This is a genomic window from Aeromonas sp. PS2Canimalfood6, assembly GCF_048276795.1.
Lineage (GTDB): Bacteria > Pseudomonadota > Gammaproteobacteria > Enterobacterales > Aeromonadaceae > Aeromonas > Aeromonas caviae.
On record NZ_JBLUXC010000001.1, the window covers coordinates 65,436 to 85,830 of the forward strand.

18 protein-coding genes are annotated in these 20,395 nt (G+C 63.0%); 6 read left to right on the forward strand and 12 right to left on the reverse strand.

Going from position 1 to position 20,395, the window contains the following annotated elements; all coding sequences use genetic code 11:
- Positions 1 to 9: 9 nt before the first annotated feature.
- From rstB to trmA, 3 genes are all read right to left on the reverse strand, one after another.
- Complete coding sequence (rstB, locus tag ACNPAA_RS00310) at positions 10 to 1,335, reverse strand: two-component system sensor histidine kinase RstB (protein ID WP_417891492.1); 1,326 nt, start codon at positions 1,333 to 1,335, stop codon at positions 10 to 12.
- Between the two features lie 228 nt (positions 1,336 to 1,563).
- Positions 1,564 to 2,271: a two-component system response regulator RstA gene (gene rstA, locus ACNPAA_RS00315; protein WP_417891493.1), complete on the reverse strand. Its 708-nt coding sequence runs from the start codon at positions 2,269 to 2,271 to the stop codon at positions 1,564 to 1,566.
- Between the two features lie 258 nt (positions 2,272 to 2,529).
- A complete protein-coding gene (gene trmA, locus ACNPAA_RS00320) occupies positions 2,530 to 3,663 on the reverse strand; it encodes a tRNA (uridine(54)-C5)-methyltransferase TrmA (protein ID WP_171864745.1) in 1,134 nt (377 codons plus the stop codon).
- A 169-nt stretch (positions 3,664 to 3,832) separates the two neighbouring features.
- Here trmA and ACNPAA_RS00325 point away from each other — a divergent pair, with 169 nt between their 5' ends.
- Together ACNPAA_RS00325 and ACNPAA_RS00330 are read left to right on the forward strand one after the other, a co-directional pair.
- Positions 3,833 to 4,954 (forward strand): DUF5610 domain-containing protein, encoded by a 1,122-nt coding sequence (locus tag ACNPAA_RS00325; RefSeq protein WP_103243913.1) that lies wholly within the window; start codon positions 3,833 to 3,835, stop codon positions 4,952 to 4,954.
- Positions 4,955 to 5,048: 94 nt separating this feature from the next.
- Positions 5,049 to 5,582, forward strand: a complete 534-nt coding sequence (locus ACNPAA_RS00330; RefSeq protein WP_113069216.1) for an ATP--cob(I)alamin adenosyltransferase — start codon at positions 5,049 to 5,051, stop codon at positions 5,580 to 5,582.
- Positions 5,583 to 5,736: 154 nt separating this feature from the next.
- On the opposite strand, the gene malZ is transcribed toward ACNPAA_RS00330, so the two are convergent.
- The 9 genes from malZ to ACNPAA_RS00375 form a co-directional block, all read right to left on the reverse strand.
- Positions 5,737 to 7,566: a maltodextrin glucosidase gene (malZ, locus tag ACNPAA_RS00335; protein ID WP_029314873.1), complete on the reverse strand. Its 1,830-nt coding sequence runs from the start codon at positions 7,564 to 7,566 to the stop codon at positions 5,737 to 5,739.
- 245 nt (positions 7,567 to 7,811) lie between these two features.
- The gene (locus ACNPAA_RS00340) at positions 7,812 to 8,660 is read right to left on the reverse strand and encodes an HDOD domain-containing protein (protein ID WP_039039670.1); all 849 of its coding nucleotides are present in this window, start codon (positions 8,658 to 8,660) and stop codon (positions 7,812 to 7,814) included.
- Between the two features lie 69 nt (positions 8,661 to 8,729).
- A complete protein-coding gene (locus ACNPAA_RS00345; RefSeq protein WP_010676067.1) occupies positions 8,730 to 9,149 on the reverse strand; it encodes an META domain-containing protein in 420 nt (139 codons plus the stop codon).
- Positions 9,150 to 9,327: 178 nt separating this feature from the next.
- Entirely contained in the window at positions 9,328 to 10,689 is a 1,362-nt protein-coding gene (gene yegD, locus ACNPAA_RS00350; protein ID WP_042878606.1) for a molecular chaperone, read from the reverse strand.
- Between the two features lie 104 nt (positions 10,690 to 10,793).
- The gene (locus tag ACNPAA_RS00355) at positions 10,794 to 11,783 is read right to left on the reverse strand and encodes a 2-hydroxyacid dehydrogenase (RefSeq protein WP_042878605.1); all 990 of its coding nucleotides are present in this window, start codon (positions 11,781 to 11,783) and stop codon (positions 10,794 to 10,796) included.
- Between the two features lie 77 nt (positions 11,784 to 11,860).
- Positions 11,861 to 12,340: a CreA family protein gene (locus tag ACNPAA_RS00360; RefSeq protein WP_041214236.1), complete on the reverse strand. Its 480-nt coding sequence runs from the start codon at positions 12,338 to 12,340 to the stop codon at positions 11,861 to 11,863.
- Positions 12,341 to 12,361: 21 nt separating this feature from the next.
- Positions 12,362 to 12,808: a DUF962 domain-containing protein gene (locus ACNPAA_RS00365; RefSeq protein ID WP_043153437.1), complete on the reverse strand. Its 447-nt coding sequence runs from the start codon at positions 12,806 to 12,808 to the stop codon at positions 12,362 to 12,364.
- 284 nt (positions 12,809 to 13,092) lie between these two features.
- Positions 13,093 to 13,953 carry a hypothetical protein gene (locus ACNPAA_RS00370; RefSeq protein WP_010676062.1) on the reverse strand — a complete coding sequence of 287 codons (861 nt, stop codon included), beginning with the start codon at positions 13,951 to 13,953 and terminating at the stop codon, positions 13,093 to 13,095.
- Between the two features lie 156 nt (positions 13,954 to 14,109).
- A complete protein-coding gene (locus tag ACNPAA_RS00375) occupies positions 14,110 to 14,496 on the reverse strand; it encodes a TraR/DksA family transcriptional regulator (protein WP_010676061.1) in 387 nt (128 codons plus the stop codon).
- A 462-nt stretch (positions 14,497 to 14,958) separates the two neighbouring features.
- On the opposite strand from ACNPAA_RS00375, the gene ACNPAA_RS00380 reads away from it, so the two are divergent.
- The 4 genes from ACNPAA_RS00380 to ACNPAA_RS00395 all read left to right on the forward strand — a co-directional run bounded on the left by ACNPAA_RS00380 (position 14,959) and on the right by ACNPAA_RS00395 (position 20,343).
- Positions 14,959 to 16,290 (forward strand): glutamine synthetase family protein, encoded by a 1,332-nt coding sequence (locus tag ACNPAA_RS00380; protein WP_010676060.1) that lies wholly within the window; start codon positions 14,959 to 14,961, stop codon positions 16,288 to 16,290.
- A gap of 291 nt (positions 16,291 to 16,581) precedes the next feature.
- Positions 16,582 to 17,943, forward strand: coding sequence for an aspartate aminotransferase family protein (locus ACNPAA_RS00385; RefSeq protein ID WP_052815806.1), 1,362 nt, complete (start codon positions 16,582 to 16,584; stop codon positions 17,941 to 17,943).
- A gap of 54 nt (positions 17,944 to 17,997) precedes the next feature.
- A complete protein-coding gene (locus ACNPAA_RS00390) occupies positions 17,998 to 19,095 on the forward strand; it encodes a polyamine ABC transporter substrate-binding protein (RefSeq protein WP_417891494.1) in 1,098 nt (365 codons plus the stop codon).
- 123 nt (positions 19,096 to 19,218) lie between these two features.
- Positions 19,219 to 20,343: a polyamine ABC transporter substrate-binding protein gene (locus ACNPAA_RS00395; protein WP_417891495.1), complete on the forward strand. Its 1,125-nt coding sequence runs from the start codon at positions 19,219 to 19,221 to the stop codon at positions 20,341 to 20,343.
- Positions 20,344 to 20,395 lie beyond the last annotated feature (52 nt).

Genomic DNA, 20,395 nt, shown 5'->3' on the forward strand with positions numbered 1-20,395 from the left:
GACTTCATCCTAGGGCGACGGCGTCTGGGGTTCAGTGAGGGACTGGTGACGGTTTGTATCCAAATGTACGGGCAGGGTCAGGCAGAAACGGGCACCGCTGCTGCCGGGCAGCAGTTGCACCTCGCCGCCGTGGTGGTGGGCGATGCTGCGCACGATGGCCAGCCCCAGCCCGGCGCCGCCGGTGCGTCTGTCCCGGCTCTGATCCAGGCGCACGAAGGGCTCGAAGATTTGCGGGGCCAGCGCGGGATCGATGCCGGGGCCATCGTCGGCGACCTCCAGCAGATAGTCGTCCCCCTGTCGCGCTATGCAGAGGCTTGCCTGGCTGGTGGCATGGCGCAGGGCGTTGCCGATGAGGTTTTCCAGCGCCCGGTCCAGCAATCGGGTGTCGCCGCGCCAGGGCAGAGCCATGGCCGGGCGCACGAAGTCGAGCCGCTTGTCCGGTCGCAGGGCCTGCCAGTCGGCCAGGCGGCTGCCGGCCCAGCTGCCGAGCTCCAGATCGCTGCATTGCAGCGGCAGTTCGGGGCGATCGAGCCTGGCATAGGTGAGCATCTCCTCGATGAGGGCATCGAGGGCGCCGAGGTCCCGCTCCAGTCCCTGCTGCTCCTCGGGTGAGGGAGGCTCGGCCAGCATGGCGAGGCGATAGCGCAGCCGCACCAGGGGGGAGCGCAGCTCGTGGGCGATGGCGTCGGTCAACTGCTTGCGACTGGCCAGCATGGCCTGCAACTGCGCCGCCATCTGGTCGAAGGTGCGGCCGACCCGGCCCAGGCTGCTGCCGGGCGGCAAACCGGTGCGACAGGAGAGATCCCCGTCGCCGACCCGGCGGGCGGTCTGTTCGAGCTGTTGCAGGCCGCGCCAGTGTGGGCGAAGCCAGAGCAGGATGGGCAGGCCGAGGGAAAGGCCGATGAGCAGCAGCAGCCCCACGTCCACCCAGTGCAGCTCGTGCAGGTAGGAGAGGTAGGGGACGGGGCCGACGATCAGCACCTTGTCGGTGTTCGGGATGCGCTGCAGGAAGGTGTCATCCTCCTCGACGATGACGATGTTTCCCGCCTCGAGGAAGGCCTGATCCTCGCTGGCCAGGGGCTGGTTGGCGAGGACGCCGATCTGCAGCGGCAGATTGAGCTGGCGGCTCTGCTCGCCGGTGCGGGTGGCCCAGTGTTCCGGCGGCAGCCGGGCCAGCTCGCCAGTGAGCAGGCCGAGGGAGCCCTGCATCATCCGCTCCAGATAACGGTCCCCCGCCCGCTCGGCGCTGACCTGATAGACCAGCCCGATGAGCAGAATGGCGAGGGTGAAGCAGCCTATCAGCAGCAGATAGAACTGGATAAACAGGCGTCGCATGGGGGCTCTCCTCTTGCCTGGATTGCGTCTGGGCATTGCCTTGTTGCCCCTCATCCCCAACCCTTCTCCCGCAAGGGGAGAAGGCTGAGTGCATCAAGGTCATTCGGCGGGGCTTATTCCCAGGCCTGGGGCACCAGCAGGTAACCTTTCTGGCGCACCGTCTTGATCCAGATCGAGTTGTTGCTGTCATTCCCTGGCTTCTGGTGTGCAGGCGTGTGAGACACCAGCTCATTCCCAAGCCTGGGGTACGAGTAGATAACCCTTCTGGCGCACCGTCTTGATGCGGGTCGGGTTGTTGCTGTCATCCCCGAGCCGGCGGCGCAGACGGGAGATGGCCACGTCCATGCTGCGATCCTGGCCGTCGTAGTCGCGCCCCCGCAGGCTTCGAAACAGCGCCTCCCGCCCCAGGATCTGGCCCGCGTGGCAGGCCAGCTCCCACAGGAGGTCGAAATCGGCGGTGGAGAGGGGAATGCTCTCCCCATCGAGGCGCACGTCCCGACCCGGGCCGTCTATCTGGAGGCGGCCGAACTGCAGGCGCTGGGGCGGGGCGGCGGGGACCACGGCCTGCTGGCTCTGCCCCTGCTGGCGGAACTGGACTCGTAGCCGGGCCAGCAGCACCGGGGGGGGCGTGGTCTTGAGGATGTAGTCGTTGGCCCCCAGCTCCAGGCTCAGGATCTGGTTCATGTCGCTGTCGAGCGAGGTGAGCATGACGATGGGGCCGGCAAAGCGCGGGCGCAGATCCCGGCACAGGGAGAGGCCATCCTGCCCCGGCAGCATGATGTCGAGCAGCACCAGATCCGGCTGCTCGGCCATGGCCCTGTCGAGTGCCCGGTCACCCCGGGTCTCCAGCAGCACCTCGATGTCGTGGCGACCGAGCCAGCTGCTGATGAGCTGACCTATCTCGGGATCGTCTTCAACAAACAGAACGCGTGGCATGGTGGCGTGGTTCCCCGGTCATGGCGTGAGTGGGCGTGTCGCCAGCATAACGGCTGCGTCCGCGCTCTGCACCGGGATAACTAATCAATGCGGGGGTTTTTGCCCCTTCTCCCGGGGGGAAGGGGGGGCAGGATGAACCGGTTGGCATCGGGCCGCCCCACTTGTCCCGTGGCGGGTCGGTCCGATGAGGCAGGATCCGCGCCCTTCAGTGGCCAAAGCGGCCCCGGCTGCCATGGGGCAGCCGGGGAACCGCCCGGATCAGCCGCCCTTGCGCTTCAGGTACACCCCGGCTTCCATGTGGTGGGTCCAGGGGAACTGGTCGAACAGGGCGAAGCGGGCGATCTCGTGGGTTTCACCGAGCACGGCCATGTTGGTCTGCAGGGTCTCGGGGTTGCAGGAGATGTAGAGGATGTTGTCGTAATCCTGCACCAGCTTGACGGTGGCGTCGTCCAGACCGGCCCGGGGCGGGTCGACGAAGATGGTGTTGCACTGGTAGGCGCCGAGCTCGACCCCCTTGAGGCGGTTGAACTCCCGCTCGCCGCGCATCGCCATGGTGAACTCCTCCGCCGACATGCGCAGGATGATCAGGTTGTCGACACCGTTGGCGGCGATGTTGAACTGGGCGGAGTCCACGCTCGGCTTGGCAATCTCGGTGGCCAGCACCTCGCGAAAGTTCTGCGCCAGGGCGATGGAGAAGTTGCCGTTACCGCAGTAGAGCTCCAGCAGGTCGCCCTCGCTCTCCTTGGTCACGTCCAGGGCCCAGCCCAGCATCTGTTCATTGATGGCGGCGTTGGGCTGGGTGAAGCTGTTTTCCACCTGCTTGTAGACCAGCTCGCGCCCCTGCACGGTCAACCGCTCGATGACGAAGTCATCCCCCAGGCAGATCTTCTGCTTGTGGGCGCGGCCAATCAGTTGCAGCTCGAACCCCTTGGCACGCAGGTCGGCCTGCAGCGCCTCGGCGGCCTGCTGCCACTCGGCTTCCAGCTTGCGGTGGTAGAGCAGGCTGACGCAGATCTGGCCGGACTGGGTGGAGAGGTAGTCTATCTGGAACAGCTTCTTGCGCAGCACGGGGTGCGGGCGCAGCCCGGCCAGCAGCACAGGCATCAGCCGGTTGATGAGCAGGCTGGCGGTGGGGAAGCTGTCGACCCGGATAATCTCCTTGGTGGCCGGTGCATACATGCAGTGGAAGAGGTCATCCCCCTCGTGCCAGATGCGGAACTCGGCGCGCATCCGGTAGTGCTCGGCGGGAGAGGCGTGCAGCTCCAGCGCGGGCGGATTGAAGGGGGCGAACAGCTGGGTGAGGCGATCGCGCTTCTCGTCGAGCTGGGCCTGGTAGTCGGCAGGAGTCCGTCTGCCCTGGGCGTCGGCGGAAGATGGCTGGGATTGAGTCATGGATACCTCGCATGCACCGGGCTGAGCCGGGGAAAGACCGGGGGAAGGCCGCAGCCAACCAAAGGGTGGGGATTTTAAAAGGCCGTTGCGGATTGTCCAAGTTTTTTGTGGTCAAGAAGTGGCCAGTCGGGCCGATAACCGATCCACCACTATAGGCGGGAGAGTAATGATGCAAATTGATGGCATGGGCACAGCCCAACCCAAGGGAGTGGGCATTGCTCCCAAATCGCCTCAACAGACGGAGTCGAAAACGGCGGACAAGGGGGATGAGGTCTCCCTGAACAAGCCCCCGAAATGGGCCCAGGTGCTGATCCAGCAGGCGCTGCAATTTGCGCTGGAGATCAACGGCCAGGGCTACAAGGCACCCAAGGTGCAGGAGCCCCAGGAGGTCACCCCGGAGACCCTGTTCGATTTCCAGTCGGTGGCGGACAACGTGTTGCAGTTCGTCACCGGGCGGATAGGCGCGGCCCGTGCGGACGGCAAGTCCGACGACGACCTGACCAAGATGATGGAGCAGGCCCGCAAGGGGGTGGACAAGGGCTTCGGTGACGCCAGGAAGCAGCTCGGTGACTGGGCGGACAACGAGGACATCAAGACCGGCATGGATCAGAGCTACAAGCTGATCCAGAAGGGGCTCGACGAGTTCGAGAAGGAGTTCTTCGGCAAGGTGTCGACCACGGATCTGGGGGATGCCAGGATGGCCAGCCGCCAGCAGGCCCTCCTCGAGATCGAGACACGGGACGGGGACAAGGTGATGCTGCGCTTCAGCGACAGCTGGCAGTTCAAGTCCCAGAGCGACGGGGGCGGCAGCCAGTTCAGCCTCAAGTCGAGCCAGAGCTTCGACTTCTCCCTGGAGGGGGATCTCGACAGTGCCGAGATGGATGCCATCGGCACCCTGGTCAAGGGGCTGGACGAGCTGGCCGGGCAGTTCTTCAAGGGGGGCGACGGCAAGACCCTGGCGGACGGGCTGAACGGGCTGCAACTGGATGACAGCCAGCTGGTGTCCTACTCCCTCAAGCTCAAGCAATCGGCCAAGTTGAGTCAGACCTACCAGGGGGCCAGTTCCCTGCAGGAGAGCCTCAAGCCCCTGGCGGACTACCTGCCGAGGCTCAGCCGGTTGCAGCAGCAGGCCGACGCCCTGTTGCCCCCTTCCCAGCAGGAGGCGCTGACGCCCACCGTGCTGGCGGCGCGGGGTCAGGACGGGGCGACCCAGGGGGCAGGCTTCATGGGCTTCAACCAGCGGATGCTGGAAGCCATGAGGCTGCTCGGCCAGCAGATGGCGACCGGCTAGTCTGGCGACGCCCCCGTGATGCTGGCGGGGGCGGGGTGTTTGCCAGCCCGTCCCCGGGCTGGCACACTGCCCTTTTCCCCAGCCCGGCGATGCCATGAACCCCAAGAAGCCAAGAGACAAGCGCGAGCTCTGCTACCCCTTCATCTTCGAAACCCAGTTCCAGTGCGACTACGAGATCGCCACCGACGAGCTCTGCTGCCAGGTGGGGGCCGTGCTCTCTCATCTGATGCCGGATGAGGATACCCGGCCCGTGATGGCGGATCTGGCGATCCTGCAGCGGCTCATCTACAACCTCAACGGCTCGGTGCGGGGACGGCTCGGGATCTTCGAGGAGGATCTGGACTGGCTGAAGGGGCGGTACGATCACTACAACGAGGCGAGTCGCGGCCGGGTGACCGGCTTCGTGCTGCCCCAGGGGCCCCAGCCCATTCCCACCCTGCACCTGTGCCGCTGTGGCAGCAAGAAGGTGGTGCGTCTGCTGGTACGCCTGGAAGAGAGCGGCGTGCGCTTCGATCCCATCCTCTATCGCTTCGCCAACCTGCTGGCCAACTTCTTCTTCGTGCTCACCGTCTACCTCAAGCAGGCGTGGGATGTGACCGAAGTCCCCTATGTCAGCATCAACTACTGATGAAGAGATGATGTTTGATGTATTCGTCGCATCACACATGGCGACGTAGGGCTATCGGATCGAAAAACAGCGATGAGGCAGCATCCGCCACTTCGGGGGATGCAGGCATAAAAAAACCGGCGCCCCGAGCGCCGGTTTTCTATTGCCGCGATCCCTAGCTCGACAGCAGTACCCTGGCGGAGTTGGCCGGGATGGTGAGCTGCACCTCCCCCTGCACCACCTCGAACTTGTCGCCGTTGAAGGCGTCGGTGAAGCGGCTGGCGGGGCTGGCGGTCTGCCACAGGGGCAGGCTGATGGTGCGCGGCTCCGTGGGGTGGCGGTTGCAGGCGACCACCACCTGATCGCTTTGCAGGGTACGGGCGAACACATAGCTGTGAGGGCCGGCGTAGAGGGTCTGGATGTCTCCCCGGCGCAGGGCCGGGCGCTGGCGGCGCAGCTGGATCAGGCGGCGATAGTGGTCGTGCAGCACGTGATCCCAGTCGGTGGTATCCCAGGGGAAGCAGCGGCGGCAGTCCGGGTCGTTGCCGCCGGAGAGCCCCACCTCGTCGCCGTAGTAGATGGAGGGCACGCCGATGTAGGTGATGAGCAGGGTGGCGGCGAGTCGCATCCGCTGCTTGTCTTCCCCCAGCAGGTGCAGGAAGCGGGCGGTGTCGTGGCTGTCCAGCAGGTTGAACTGGGCCAGCTGGTTCTTGAACGGAATATGGGCCCGCGCCAGCTTGAGCCAGTGATCCAGCTCGGTGGCGCTGATCTTGATGGGGTGATATGCGATGTCCTGCCCCGCCAGGAAGGCGCGGATGGGGTGGGCGAAGCCGTAGTAGTTCATGGCGCCGTCCTCCTGATCCCCCTGCAGCCACTGGCTCGCCTCGAAGAAGTGCTCGCCCAGCACGTAGGCGTCCGGATTCTCCTGCTTCACCGCACCGCGAATGGCGCGCACATGGCCGCGATTGCCCTCGGCAGTGCCCCGCTCCCCCAGCATGTGGATGACGTCAAAGCGCCAGCCATCGATCTGGTAGGGGGCGCGCATCCAGTAGCGCAGAATGGCGTTGTCTGCCCGATAAACGGCGTCCTGCACCTGTTCGCTTGAGAAATCCAGCTTGGGCAGGCTGCGGATCCCTTTCCAGCTAACATAATCCCCTTCTTGATCGAAGGTGTAGAAGCTGCGCCAGGGGGAGTCCGGGTTGCTCTGGGCGCCCAGCGGCGGGCAGAACCAGGGGTGCTCGGTGGAGGTGTGGTTGACCACCGCATCCAGGATGATCCTCATGCCGCGCTGGTGCAGGTTGCGGGTCAGCTCGGCAAACTGGGCATTGGTACCGAGGTGCGCATCCACCTTGAAGTAGTCCTGGGTGTCGTACTTGTGGTTGCTCGGCGAATCGAAGATAGGGTTGAGGTAGAGCGCCGTCACCCCCAGGGATTGCAGGTAGTGCAGTTTGGCGTCGATGCCCGCCAGATCCCCGCCGTAGAATTCACAGGCGCCGTGCCCCTCTTCGTGGCGGCTGACCGGCTCGCCCCAGGCCTTGCTGATGACCGCCTTGCCCCTGTACTCGTACTCGTGATGCTTGACGCTCAGCGACGGGTCGCCGTTGCAGAAGCGGTCGGGGAAGATCTGGTAGAACACCTGATCCTGCACCCAGGCCGGGGGCTGGTGATGGCTGTTGAAGCGGAAATGCTGCTCCCGCGGCGGCATGGCGGCACTGACGCCTGCCCCGTGCAGCCACCACTGCTCCTCGTCGGTGAGGCACTTGAAGCAGTAGAGGTGGATCTCCTGCCCCCTGGCCAGCGGCAGTTCGACCTGCCAGACCTGAAGCCTGTCCCGGGTGGCGACCGGCGTCATGGCGACCAGATACTCCTCGTTGTCCGGCTCGTGGCGCAGCCACACCTCGCGGATGGGGGCGTCCAGCTCGCTGAACAGGGTGAGCTGCAGGGTGTCGGCACTCTCTTTGAACCAGGGTGCCGCCTGGGGGTGAAACAGGAAGGGATGGGTCATGGTATCTACTGTGTCAGAGAGGCTCAGGAATGGGGGATGGGCGCAGGCCATCTTATCCCGTCCATGGGCGTGTGTATGTGACGACCGGCCAGAATGAGACGGTGCTTCCGGCTTGGCTGGGCGGTCTGCCGTGACGCGATTGGGTCAGCAAATCGGCCAGGGCGTTGCCCTGTTCGTGCAGCTGTTCGAGCTGATCCGCCAGAATGAGACGGGGATCCGGCTCCTGCTGATCGGCCGTTGTACATCTACTGGGTCAGCAAATCGGCAAGGGCGTTGCCCTGCTCGTGGAGCTGCTCCAGCTGATCCGCCAGGCTGGCGGGATCCAGCCCCAGCTGGTCAGCCAGGGTTCTGGGGAAACGGGCGATGATGGCCTGTGCCGGTACACCGGCCTGCCAGGCGAAGGAGACGAAGACGGCGAGCCGGATGAGCACGGCCTCCTTGCTGACCGGATCGTGGGAGAGGGGGTCGAGCTGCTGGGCGATGGCATCCACGAAGGCGGGCGACAGGTTCCAGCGCCGCGCCAGCTCTGCGCCGAGCTGGGCATAGTCGTAACCCAGCATCTCCCGCTGGGCATCGACCCGGCTGCTGCCTTTCTCGATGGCCAGATTGATGAGCCCCGCCTCTTCCGGCAGGGTGCTCTGGATCAGCAGCTCGCCGATGTTGTGAATGAGGGCGCAGGTGAAGGCGGTCTCGGGATCCACCGAGGTGGTCTGCTGTGCCAGGGTGCGGGCAATGGTGGCGACCTGGAAGGTCTGGGTCCAGAAGTGGAGCTTGTCAAAGCCGGGAGGGGCCTTGAAGCTGCTGATGATACCGGAGGCGACCACCACGGAGCGCAGGCGGTTGAAACCGAGGCGGATCACCGCCTGTTCGATGGAGGTGATTTCATTGCCACGGCGCAGGGCGGCGGAGTTGGCCATCCGCAGTACCTTGACGCTGATCACCTGGTCCATGGCGATCTTGGCCGCGATCTCGTCTATGCGGGCATTCTCGTCGTTGAAACTCTGCATCAGCTCGTGCAGCAGTTTCGGAATTGTGGGCAGTTGCTTGATCTTGCCAAACAGGCGATCCATCGACATGGCTGAGGCAGCCTCCATTGCTAACAATGCCTCATATTGTGCCACAGCCTGGCCAGTTGTTCCTGCTGGCGAGCGGTTTTGTGAGCCCTAGTACACCCAGTCTTGCAGCCTGTATTCCAAACGGTGCCGTTTTCCCTGAAGGATCAGGGTCTGGGTGGAACCGCTCAGTGTGGCCCCCTCCGTCAGGGTGGCGAGCACGGCCTGCTCTATCAGATCGAGCTCGGGGGGACATGCCATGGCGGTGCTGCCGAGGCTGGTGACCCAGAGCTTGTTCCCCTTGAGGTGACCCTGGCCGAAGTAGCGGTTGCAACCGGCGATGCCGTTGACGGTGAAGTGCTCACCGATCTCGATGTCGGGGGGATTGCTGCGGCGGCTGGCGATGGCCTGGCCATCCAGCCGATCGAGCACCCAGTGATGGTGTTGCAGATCTTGCGAGGCAAAGCGGGGAGCACTGCTGCAGGCGCTGAGCAGAAGCAGGGCGAGCAGCAGTAGCAGGTATCTGGGCATTGAAGGGGCTCCGGTGGTGGGTATGACAAGCATACCCGTCCCCGGGCCCGGGCGGCAGGGCGAGGGGGGAGGAGCCCGACCGCTTCTGTCGCCCCGGGGGAAGAGGGGGTGTCGGCAAATGGCAACACCCGCCCCGAGCGAACCTGTCTACAGGTCCCCCATGGCTCCCCTGGCCGTTTCAGTCCGCAAACAGGCGCTCGGCATAGCGGGCGAGGCCCGAGGCCACCGAACCGAAGTCATCACCCCCCTCCAGCGGTACCTTGGGCAGTTTCTGCTGGATGAAGGCCTTGATGAGGGGGGAGCGGGCACTGCCGCCGGTGACGAAGACCCGGTCAGGCTGCACGCCTGCCGCCAGGATAGCCTCGTCCATCAGCTCGCCAATCTTCTCCAGCAAGGGTGCGGAAGCACTGGCCAGCTGGGGGCGGGTGAGTGCCGCCTCCAGCCCTTTTTCCAGCTCGTTCAGGGTCTGGTGATTGTGCTCGTGGTCGGAGAGGGCGATTTTGCCCTGCTCGGCGCGCCACACCAGTTGATGGCTCAGCTTGTGGGCCCGCAGGCTGGCGAGGCGCGGGAGCTTGCTGCCGGGCTGGCTGTCGAGCTGGAGATCCTGCAACTGGCGGGCGGTATCCAGGCTGTAGAAACGGCTCTGGGCACTGACGTCATTGATGGCGGCGGCGTCCCAGAACAGGGGATGGGGCAGCGGCTTGCCGGTCTTGAGGGTCTCGTGCATGCCGAGCAGCGGCATCATGCCCTCCACGGTCAGGCGGATGTCGAAGTCGTTGCCCCCGATGCGCTGGCCGCTGTGACCGAGCAGGTCGCCGCTGCGATCCAGCTGGTCACGGTGGCTCGGGCCCATGCGCAGCACGGAGCAGTCGGTGGTCCCGCCCCCGATGTCCACCACCAGCACCACCGCATCCTCGGTGAGGCGCGCTTCGAACTCGAAGCCGGCGGCCACCGGCTCATAGAGGAACTCCACCCGCTCGAACCCGGCGAGGCGTGCCGCCTCGCTCAGGATGGCGATGGCCTGGCGGTTGCTCTCTTCCCCCGCCAGTCCCTGGAAGTTGACCGGTCGGCCGATCACCGCCTGGCGGATGGTGCTGCCCGTCTGCTGCTCCGCCTCCCGGCGCACGTGCAGCATCATGGCGCAGACGATGTCCTCGAACAGGGCGATCTGGGGAGCCTTGAGGCCATAGGCCCCGAGAAAGGATTTGGGGGACTTGATGTAGTAGCCCTCGTCCGGCTCTTCCAGATAGCGCGCCAGCGCCGCACCGCCGAAGCTCAGCTCGTCGATGAGTCCCTCTTCGCGCATCTGGCGGCGCACCGCCTGGGCCCGGGTCACCACGGGACCGCGCAGCTTGAGGTATTCGCTCTGCTGGACGGGGGCCAGCCCTTCGGCCAGGAGGCCGGCGATGGCGTCCCGGTGGGGGGCGTGCAGGGTGGAGGGAAGGTAATGGGAACCGGAGAGGGTCAGCAGCCTGGGGCTGCCCTGTTCCATCACGGCGACGGCACAGTTGGAGGTACCGTAATCAAATCCGATGAACATGCTGGCCAGACTCCTGTACAAAAAAGGGCTGGTAGCCTACCCGATGCCGCCGGGTCTCACAACCCGGCGGCGGGATCAATGGCGTGGCGACAACGCCTCAGGGATCACTCCACTTCGTTGTCAGAGCGGCCCTGGCTCTCGATGGCCTGGATGTTGCTGAGGGTGGTGTCGGCGATGGCGTGCAGTGCCTCCCGGGTCAGGAAGGCCTGGTGACCGGTGAACAGCACGTTGTGACAGGCAGACAGGCGGCGGAAGACGTCGTCGGTGATCACCTCGTTGGACTTGTCCTCGAAGAAGAGGTCTTCCTCCTCCTCGTAGACGTCCAGCCCCAGGGCGCCGATGCGGGAGGTCTTGAGGGCCTCGATGGCGGCGTTGGAGTCGAGCAGGCCGCCCCGGCTGGTGTTGATGATCATCACCCCGTCCTTCATCTTGGCGAAGGCCTCCTTGTTCAGCAGGTGATAGTTCTCCTTGAACAGGGGGCAGTGCAGGCTGATGACATCGGACTGACGGAATAGGGTGTCGAGATCCACGTACTCGGCGCCCAGATCGATGGCCGCCTGGTTCGGATAGGGATCGCTCACCAGCAGGCGCATGCCGAACCCCTTGAGGATGCGCAAGGTGGCGATGCCGATCTTGCCGGTGCCTATGATGCCGGCGGTGCGGCCATGCATGTTGAAGCCCACCAGCCCTTCCAGGGAGAAGTTGGCGTCCCGGGTGCGCTGATACGCCTTATGGATGCGGCGGTTGAGGGTCATCATCAGGCCCACCGCATGTTCGGCAACAGCCTCGGGGGAGTAGGCAGGCACCCGCACCACCTTGAGTCCCAGCTCCTTGGCGGCGGCCAGATCCACGTTGTTGTAACCGGCGCAGCGCAGGGCGATGACCCTGGTGCCGTACTGCGCCAGCTCGGTCAGCACTTCGCGGTCGGCATCATCGTTGACGAACAGGCAGACCACGGGGAAGCCGTGGGCGAGACGGGCCGTCTTGGCCTCCAGCCGCACGTCGAAGAACTCCAGATCGAAACCGTACTGGGCGTTGGCCTGGTGGAAATGTTCCTTGTCGTAGCTCTTGGTACTGAAAACGGCGACTCTCATGGTGCGCTCTCCGTAGATAATGATGTGGTTAAATTACAACAAATAGTGGCCGTCATCACGGGATAAGTGGTGCTGTTTCAACCCCAGGGCATGATGGGGACGGCACTCACTGCACTCTTGTACGAACCATCCACCAACTTGGTGCTGTAAGTCAGATAGACAAGGGCATTGCGCTTCTCGTCGTAAAAACGCACCACCTTCTGCTCCTTGAACACCAGCGAGGTGCTGACGTCGAACACCTCTTCCCCCGCCTTCAGCTTGGCGGGCAGGGTGATGGGGCCGATCTGGTGGCATGAGAGGGAGGCGTGGGAGGGATCTTCCGCCAGCCCGAGTCCGCCCTTGACGCCGCCGGTCTTGGGGCGGGCCAGATAGCAGGCGACACCGGCGATTTTAGGGTCGTCGAACGCCTCCACCAGGATCTTGTGGTTGGGGCCGAGCAGCTTGAAGGCGGTGCTCACCTCGCCGACGGGATCGGCCTTGTCGGCCAGCACCGGGCCGGCCATCAGTGCCCCCAGCAGCAGGGGCAGGGTGCGAGCAAGGGTCTGAAGATGTCTCATGGTCTCTCCTGTTGGCCTCCCTCAGAAAGGGATGCCCAAACGACGATAGAGGCTGGCCAGCACCCAGGCGGGGCCTACCAGCAGGAATTGCAGGTCGGTGAGAAAGGAGGGGCGTTTCCCCTCGATATGGTGACCGACGAACTGGGCTATCCAGAACAGCACGAACCCGATAAGGGCAGGCCACAGCAGCGGCCCCTGCCAGACGTGGCAGAAGGCCAGCCCCAGGGCGGTCAGGGCCGTCATCCCCGTAAAGATCGTCAACGACAGCCGCAGGTAGAAGACCAGCACCGGGATGGCCGCCAGCTCCGCCCAGTTGAGGGACGCTGGCAGGGGACCTGCGGGCAGGCACCAGAGCAGTGCCAGGATGCAGAGGTAGATGCCTGGCACCGCCACCTTGTGGATGGCCACATTGACGGGGTGTTGATGGCTCTGGCCATAGTCGCGAAACCAGTCATCCAGTCGTTTCATGGCACCTCCCTGGTGCGCGTATTGAGGACGGGCGACCTCGCGTTCCTGTGCGTCTGCGGCGGGCTGCGCCCACCGGATGGGATGACCCGCGGCTGATCACGCTCCCGGCGGCGGATATTCCCAACGTCGGAGGCCGTGTCCGTTCACGCTCGCAGCGGTGGATATTCCTAACGCCGGATACCGTGTCTGCTCACGCTCGCAGCGGTGGATATTTCCAACACCGGAGGCCGTGTCTGCTCATGCTCGCAGCGGTGGATATTCTCAACGCCGGATATCGTGCCCATTTACTCCTGAGACGGTGGATATTCCCAATATTGGGCCGGAATGCTTTTGAGCAAGGGGGTCATGTCGGGATTGGGCAGGGCGATGGTGACTCTCTGCTCCAGATTGGCGCTGGCCAGGGCCTCGCGGATCTTGGGGTTCTCCCGAAAGAACGCCATGAAGCTACCGTCGGCATAGGCACGCTCGAGGCCGGTCTGGATCGCCTTGGCCAGCTTCGGCGATTCCGGGCTGACGAAGAAGAACTCGGCGAAGGGGTAGCGGATCAGCAGGTGCTGATCGATCACCAGGTTGGGATATTGTGCCGCCAGCTCGCTGCGTTCGGCGAAGATTTCCACCAGACCACGGGGGAAGAAGTCCAGCTTGTCACCGTCATTCATCAGGCGAAACAGGTTGCTGTAGCGCCCGGCATAGGTGGGAATGCCTGCTAGTTCCAGGATCTTGTTGTCGGCCCAGCCCACTCCCTGGGCGGCTTTCAGTTTCTTGAGGTCTGCCAGGGTGTTGATCTGGTTGAACCGCTCCTGGGCATCGGCGTGGATGAAGGAGAGGCGCAGCCCTTCCAGGCCACGAAACAGCGGGATTGGCACTGCGGTGAGGGAGGATTCCAGCGCGCTGGAGGTACCCATCCAGAACACATTGATGACCTTGCCCTTGGCAAGCGCCTGCTGGAGGCTGTACTGGTTGAGATTGAGGTCGACCCGCTCCAGCTTGTAGGGCTGCCCGGCGTGGTTGAGCGCCAGTTCCAGCAGCTTGAGCTGGTATTCGTTGTCGAGATCGTTGATCGGTCGGCTGGGGACCTTGACGGTGAGCGTCTGTGCTTGTGCCAGCAATGGCAGGCACAAGCACAGCCTGATGAGCCATTTCACGCTTTGATCTCCTGTAGGATCCGGGACTTGCCCGGAGTCTAACAGAAGTTGTCATGCTCTTGCTGTGAAAGGGGCCGGGGATCACCCGGCCGCGTCATCTTCGGGCATGGCCTGCCCTGTGCCCGGCTCGTACCGAGGCCGGGCTTGTTCGCCGCATCAGGCGACGCGACGGAACACGTGAGTGTCGTTGAATTCCTTGGTGCTCTGGCATTCAACACAGAAGCGGGACTCGGGACGGGCCTGCAGCCGCTTGAGAGAGATCTCGTCGCCACAGGATTCGCAATAGCCAAAATCCCCTTCATTGATCCGCTTCAACGCCCCTTTCAGCTTGCGCAGGTGCAACTTGTCGTGCTCGATGCGGTTCAGCTCCAGGCGACGGGCCTCCTCGACACTGGCACGGTCAATTTCATCCGCCATCTCGTTGGTATCGGTGGCGATAGCCTGGCTGGCCTGGGAGTTGAGACGTTCTTCGAGCTCAAGGATTTGTCGCTCGATCTGGCCTTTGTAGAAGGTCAGTTGGTCTTCTGTCATGAAATCACACATACGGTTTGCTACCAGTCAGTTTCCCAATGTTACCCATTGATGGGGGCTGTCTGTCGTCAGACCAAGCCCTTGTATCCCGTTTTGCACCAAATCCATGCAGGAGAGTGCAAATCAGGGCGGGCCTTGTACCAAAAAAATGCAGACATGCAAAGGAAATTGGATAAGGAGTGTGCGCCCTTGCAAAGAAATGGGCCTTCTCCGACAGGGTCTGACTGAGTATCGAACGAGATCCCGCCGCCGTTGGCATCGAGCTTGCAGTGGGCTGATCGTGACACAAAGTGTTTAGTATTTGGTGCCGCGCTGGTCATTATACAGGCCGTTGTTTATAGTTTTTTAAACACCGCTGCTTGACAAAGGCCTTTATCACGGGCTTTTATGGTGTGGTCGATTACATTTTCTTAACAAGGGTGTTCCTTATATTAGACACCCTTGACAATGGCAACCGTAAAGTCGGGGTTTAACATGGACAGTATCAAGGGCTGGATGGAGAGCAATCGCATCACGGAAGTGGAGTGCCTGTTTCCGGATTTCACCGGCAATGCCCGAGGCAAGATCATTCCAGCCAACAAGTTTCTGCGCGAGGGGGGCATGCGGCTGCCCGAGGTCATCTTCACCCAGACGGTGACCGGCGAGTACCCGGATGACGACAGCATGATAGACCCGCTGGAGCGGGACATGCAGCTCTATCCCGATCCCAACACCATTCGTTTCGTACCCTGGGCGCTGGAGCCCACCGCCCAGGTGATCCACGACTGCTTTGACGTCAACGGCAAGCTCATCGACATCGCTCCCCGCTCCGTGCTGCGCCGGGTTCTGTCATTCTACGAGAAGCAGGGCTGGAAGCCGGTGGTGGCGCCGGAGCTGGAGTTCTACCTGGTGACCCGCAACGAAGATCCCGACTATCCGTTGGTGCCGCCGGTGGGCCGCAACGGCCGCCCGGAAACGGCCCGCCAGTCGTTCAGCATCGATGCGGTGAACGAATTCGACCCCATCTTCGAGGACATGTACGACTACTGCGAGGCCCAGGAGCTGGAGGTGGACACCCTGATCCACGAATCCGGTGCCGCCCAGATGGAGATCAACTTCCTGCACGGGGATGCCATCGATCTCGCCGACCAGGTGTTTCTGTTCAAGCGCACCATGCGCGAGGCCGCCCATCGCCACGGCATCTATGCCACCTTCATGGCCAAGCCCATGAGCAACGAACCGGGTTCCGCCATGCACATCCACCAGAGCCTGGAAGACATGGATGGCAACAACCTGTTTGGTACCAGCGAAGGGGGCAACTCCGATCTGTTCATGCATTTCATCGCCGGCCTGCAGAAATACACCCCGGCAGTGACCGCCCTGCTGGCGCCGAACGTCAACTCCTACCGCCGCCTCACCTTTGGCGAGAGTGCGCCGCGCAACGTGCAGTGGGGGGTGGAAAACCGCACCTGCGGCCTGCGGGTCCCCTTCTCCGAACCGAGTGCACGCCGGGTCGAGAACCGCTTCGCCGGGGCCGATGCCAATCCGTATCTGGCTCTGGCCGCCACCCTGGCCTGCGGCTACCTCGGCATGCTGGAGAAGCTCGAACCCATGCAGGAGATGAAGGCGAGTGCCTATGACCTGCCCTACAGCCTGCCCCGCTCGCTGGAGGAATCGCTGAGCCACCTGGAGCAGTGTGAACCCATCAAGGACATGCTGGGGGAGCGCTTCATCCGCGCCTTCGTGGCCGTCAAGCGCAAGGAGTACGAGACCTATTTCGGCGTGATCAGCCGCTGGGAACGGGAATTCCTGCTGCTGAACGTCTGATCTGTCCCCGGGGGAGGCGAGGCCTCTCCCCGTCATATCGCAAGCAAGGGGCCGAAGGCCCGCCTCGCGGCGGCGCCCGCGACCCGGAAGGCACCGAGTATAGGTGAGGCCCGCTCCCGCAATGGAGAGGGGCGTCACCTGCAATCAACTGGCGACGATGTTCGCCCCATGGAAAGGCATCGAGCAGGCAAGAGAGCGCCAGCCCCGTGAATGGCAGTGACCGGGCAGGCCACCCGCGCCCTCATGAATGGCGACAAGATTCGCCGAATCGAAGGAACCGAGGAGCAAGCAATGCAGCACACCACCCGTGAGTGGCAGCAACTGGAAGCCAGCCATCATCTGCATCCGTTTACCGATTTTCAGGCCCTGAACAAGAAGGGCAGTCGCATCATCACCAAGGCCGAAGGCGTCTATCTGGAAGACTCCGAAGGCAAGCGCATTCTGGACGGGATGGCGGGTCTGTGGTGCGTCAACATGGGCTACGGCCGTCAGGAGCTGGTGGATGCCGCCACTCGCCAGATGCAGCAACTGCCCTACTACAACCTCTTCTTCCAGACCAGCCACCCCCCTGCTGCCGAGCTGGCCACCCTGCTGGCCGAGATCACCCCTTCCCACCTCAACCACGTCTTCTTCACCGGCTCGGGTTCCGAGTGCAACGACACCGTGCTGCGCATGGTGCGCCACTACTGGGCCAGCAAGGGACAACCTGACAAGCAGGTGATCATCAGCCGCCACAATGCCTATCACGGCTCCACCGTGGCGGGGGCCAGTCTGGGGGGCATGAAGGGGATGCACGCCCAGGGCGGCTTGCCCATTCCGGGCATAGTCCACATCGACCAGCCCTATCACTTCGGTGAGGGAGAGGGCATGAGCGCCCACGAGTTCGGTCTGGCCCGGGCCCGCCAGCTGGAAGAGAAGATCCTGGCACTGGGGGTGGACAAGGTAGCCGCCTTCATCGGCGAGCCTATCCAGGGGGCGGGGGGGGTCATCATTCCCCCCGATAGCTACTGGCCCGAGATCCAGCGCATCTGCGACCAGTACGGCATCCTGCTCATCGCCGACGAGGTGATCTGCGGCTTTGGCCGCACCGGCCACTGGTTTGCCAGTGAAGGTTTTGGCATCAAACCGGACCTCATGTGCCTGGCCAAGGGCATCACCTCGGGCTATCTGCCGATGGGCGCCGTGATGGTGGGGGACAGGGTAGCCAGGGTGCTGGTGGAAGAGGGGGGGGAGTTCAACCATGGCTTCACCTATTCCGGTCATCCGGTCGCCTGCGCCGTGGCCATTGCCAACATCCAGCTTATGCAAAGGGAGAGCATAGTTAAGCGAGTTCATGATAGTATCGGCCCCTATTTGCAGCGCCGCTGGGCTGAGCTGGCGGACCATCCGCTGGTGGGGGAAACCCGTGGAAAAGGCCTGGTCGCCGCGCTGGAAATAGTGCAGGACAAGCAGACGAAACGTCGCTTCCCGGCCGAGCTCCATGCCGGGATGACCTGTCGGGAGTTCTGTTTTAACAATGGCTTGGTGATGAGGGCTGTCGGCGATACCATGATCATATCGCCCCCCTTGGTGATCACCGAGGAACAGGTGGATGAATTGGTCAAACTGGCCAGGCTCAGTCTGGACCTGACGGCTGCAAAGCTGCGGGAATAGGCGGGAACCGGGCAGGTTGGCTTACGCATACAATTTGCTTAGGAGACAAGGACTATGTCTTTTAAAAAGGGAATGATGGCTGCTTCCGTGGCGCTGGTCATGATGAGTACCGGGGCGATGGCCGACGAGAAGGTGCTGCACGTCTACAACTGGAGCGACTATATCGCGCCGGATACGCTGGAAAACTTCCAGAAGGAGACGGGCATCAAGGTGGTCTACGACGTGTTCGACAGCAATGAAGTGCCGGAAGCCAAGTTGCTGGCTGGCAAGTCGGGCTATGACATCGTCGTACCGTCCAACCCCTTCCTGGCCAAGCAGATCAAGGCAGGTGTCTTCCAGAAGCTGGACAAGTCCAAACTCTCCAACTGGCAGAACCTGGACGTCGACCTGCTCAAGGCGCTCGAACCGAGCGATCCGGGCAACCAATACTCCATCCCTTACCTGTGGGGCACCATCGGCTATGCCTACAACGCCGAGAAGGTGAAGGCCGTGCTGGGGGCCGATGCTCCGGTGGACTCCTGGGATCTGGTGTTCAAGCCGGAGAACATGGCCAAGCTGAAGGAGTGCGGTGTCTCCTTCCTCGACTCGCCGACCGAAATGCTGCCGGCCGCCCTGCAATACCTGGGCTTCAAGCCGGACAGCCAGAAGCCGGATGAACTGAAGAAGGCAGAGGAGCTGTTCCTCTCCATCCGTCCCTATACCGCCTATTTCCACTCTTCCAAGTACATTTCGGATCTGGCCAATGGCAACCTGTGCGTGGCAGTGGGTTACTCCGGTGACCTGCAGCAGTCCAAGGCGCGTGCCGCCGAGGCCAAGAACGGTGTCAGCCTGACTTACACCATTCCGAAAGAGGGGGCAGGCAGCTTCTTCGACATGATCGCCATCCCGGCGGATGCCAAGAACGTCGAGGCGGCCCACACCTTCATCAATTACCTGATGAAGCCGGACGTGATCGCGAACATCACCAACGTGGTGCAGTTCCCGAACGGCAACAAGGCGGCCACGCCGCTGGTGGACGAGGCGATCCGTACCGACCCGGGTATCTACCCGACGCCGGATACCCTCAAGAAGATCTACACCTTCCCGGATCTGCCGGCCAAGGTGCAGCGTCTGATGACCCGCAGCTGGACCAAGATCAAGTCAGGCAAGTAAGAGTGACGAGTACCCCTCCCGGTCCGCAGTTCGGCCGGGAGGGTGGTGACCACCCGACAGGTTGGACGGCGCGTATGGATGCGCGACTGGCAAAATCACACAAATGAGGACTGATAAGTGCACATGACCAAGATGGCAACGCTGGCCCTGACCCTGGGGTTTGCAAATCTGACCCAGGCAGCCCCTGTGGTTCATTTTTACAACTGGTCCGATTATATCGGCGAGACCACCCTCAGTGACTTTCAGCAGAAGACCGGGATCAAGACCGTCTACGACGTGTTTGACTCCAACGAGACGCTGGAAGGCAAGCTGCTGACCGGACGCACCGGCTACGATCTGGTCGTGCCCTCCAACAATTTCCTGGCCAAGCAGATCAAGGCGGGGGCCTTCCAGAAGCTGGACCTCACCCTGCTGCCAAACCTGAGCAACCTGGACCCCATGCTGCTCAAACAGCTCGAGAAGGTGGATCCGGGCCATCAGTACGCCGTGCCCTACCTCTGGGGCACCAACGGCATCGGTTACAACGTCGACAAGATCAAGGAAGTACTGGGTGTCGACAAGATTGACTCCTGGGCGACCATCTTCGAGCCGGAAAACATGAAGAAGCTCTCCCATTGCGGCGTGGCCTTCCTCGATTCGGCGGACGAGATGATCCCGGCTGCCCTCAACTACCTGGGGCTCAACCCCAACAGCCATGAGCCGGCTGCCCTCAACTACCTGGGGCTCAACCCCAACAGCCATGAGCCGGCGGACATCAAGCGGGCCGAAGAGCAACTGCTCAAGGTGCGCCCCTATGTGGCCTACTTCCACTCCTCCAAGTACATCGGTGACCTCGCCAACGGCAACATCTGCGTGGCGGCGGGTTTCTCCGGCGACATCCTGCAGGCGGCGTCCCGGGCCGAGGAGGCGGGCAAGGGGATCAAGATTGCCTACAGCATCCCCAAGGAGGGTGGCAATCTCTGGTTCGACATGATGGCGATCCCGACCGATGCCACCAACGTGAAAGAGGCTCACGCCCTGATCAACTACATTCTCGAACCGCAGGTCATCGCCAAGGTGAGCGACTATGTGGGTTACGCGAACCCGAACATCAAGGCGGGAGAGTTCATGGACAAGGCCGTGCGCGAGGACGAGTCAGTCTATCCCCCCCAGGCGGTGCTTGAGCGTCTGTATGTGCAGGAAGCACATCCCCGCTCGGTGCAGCGCCTGATCACCCGGAGTTGGACCAAGATCAAATCCGGAACCTAACCTTGGCGCCCATCCCGGGGCGCCAGATTGTATTGATGGATCGGCCCAGGCC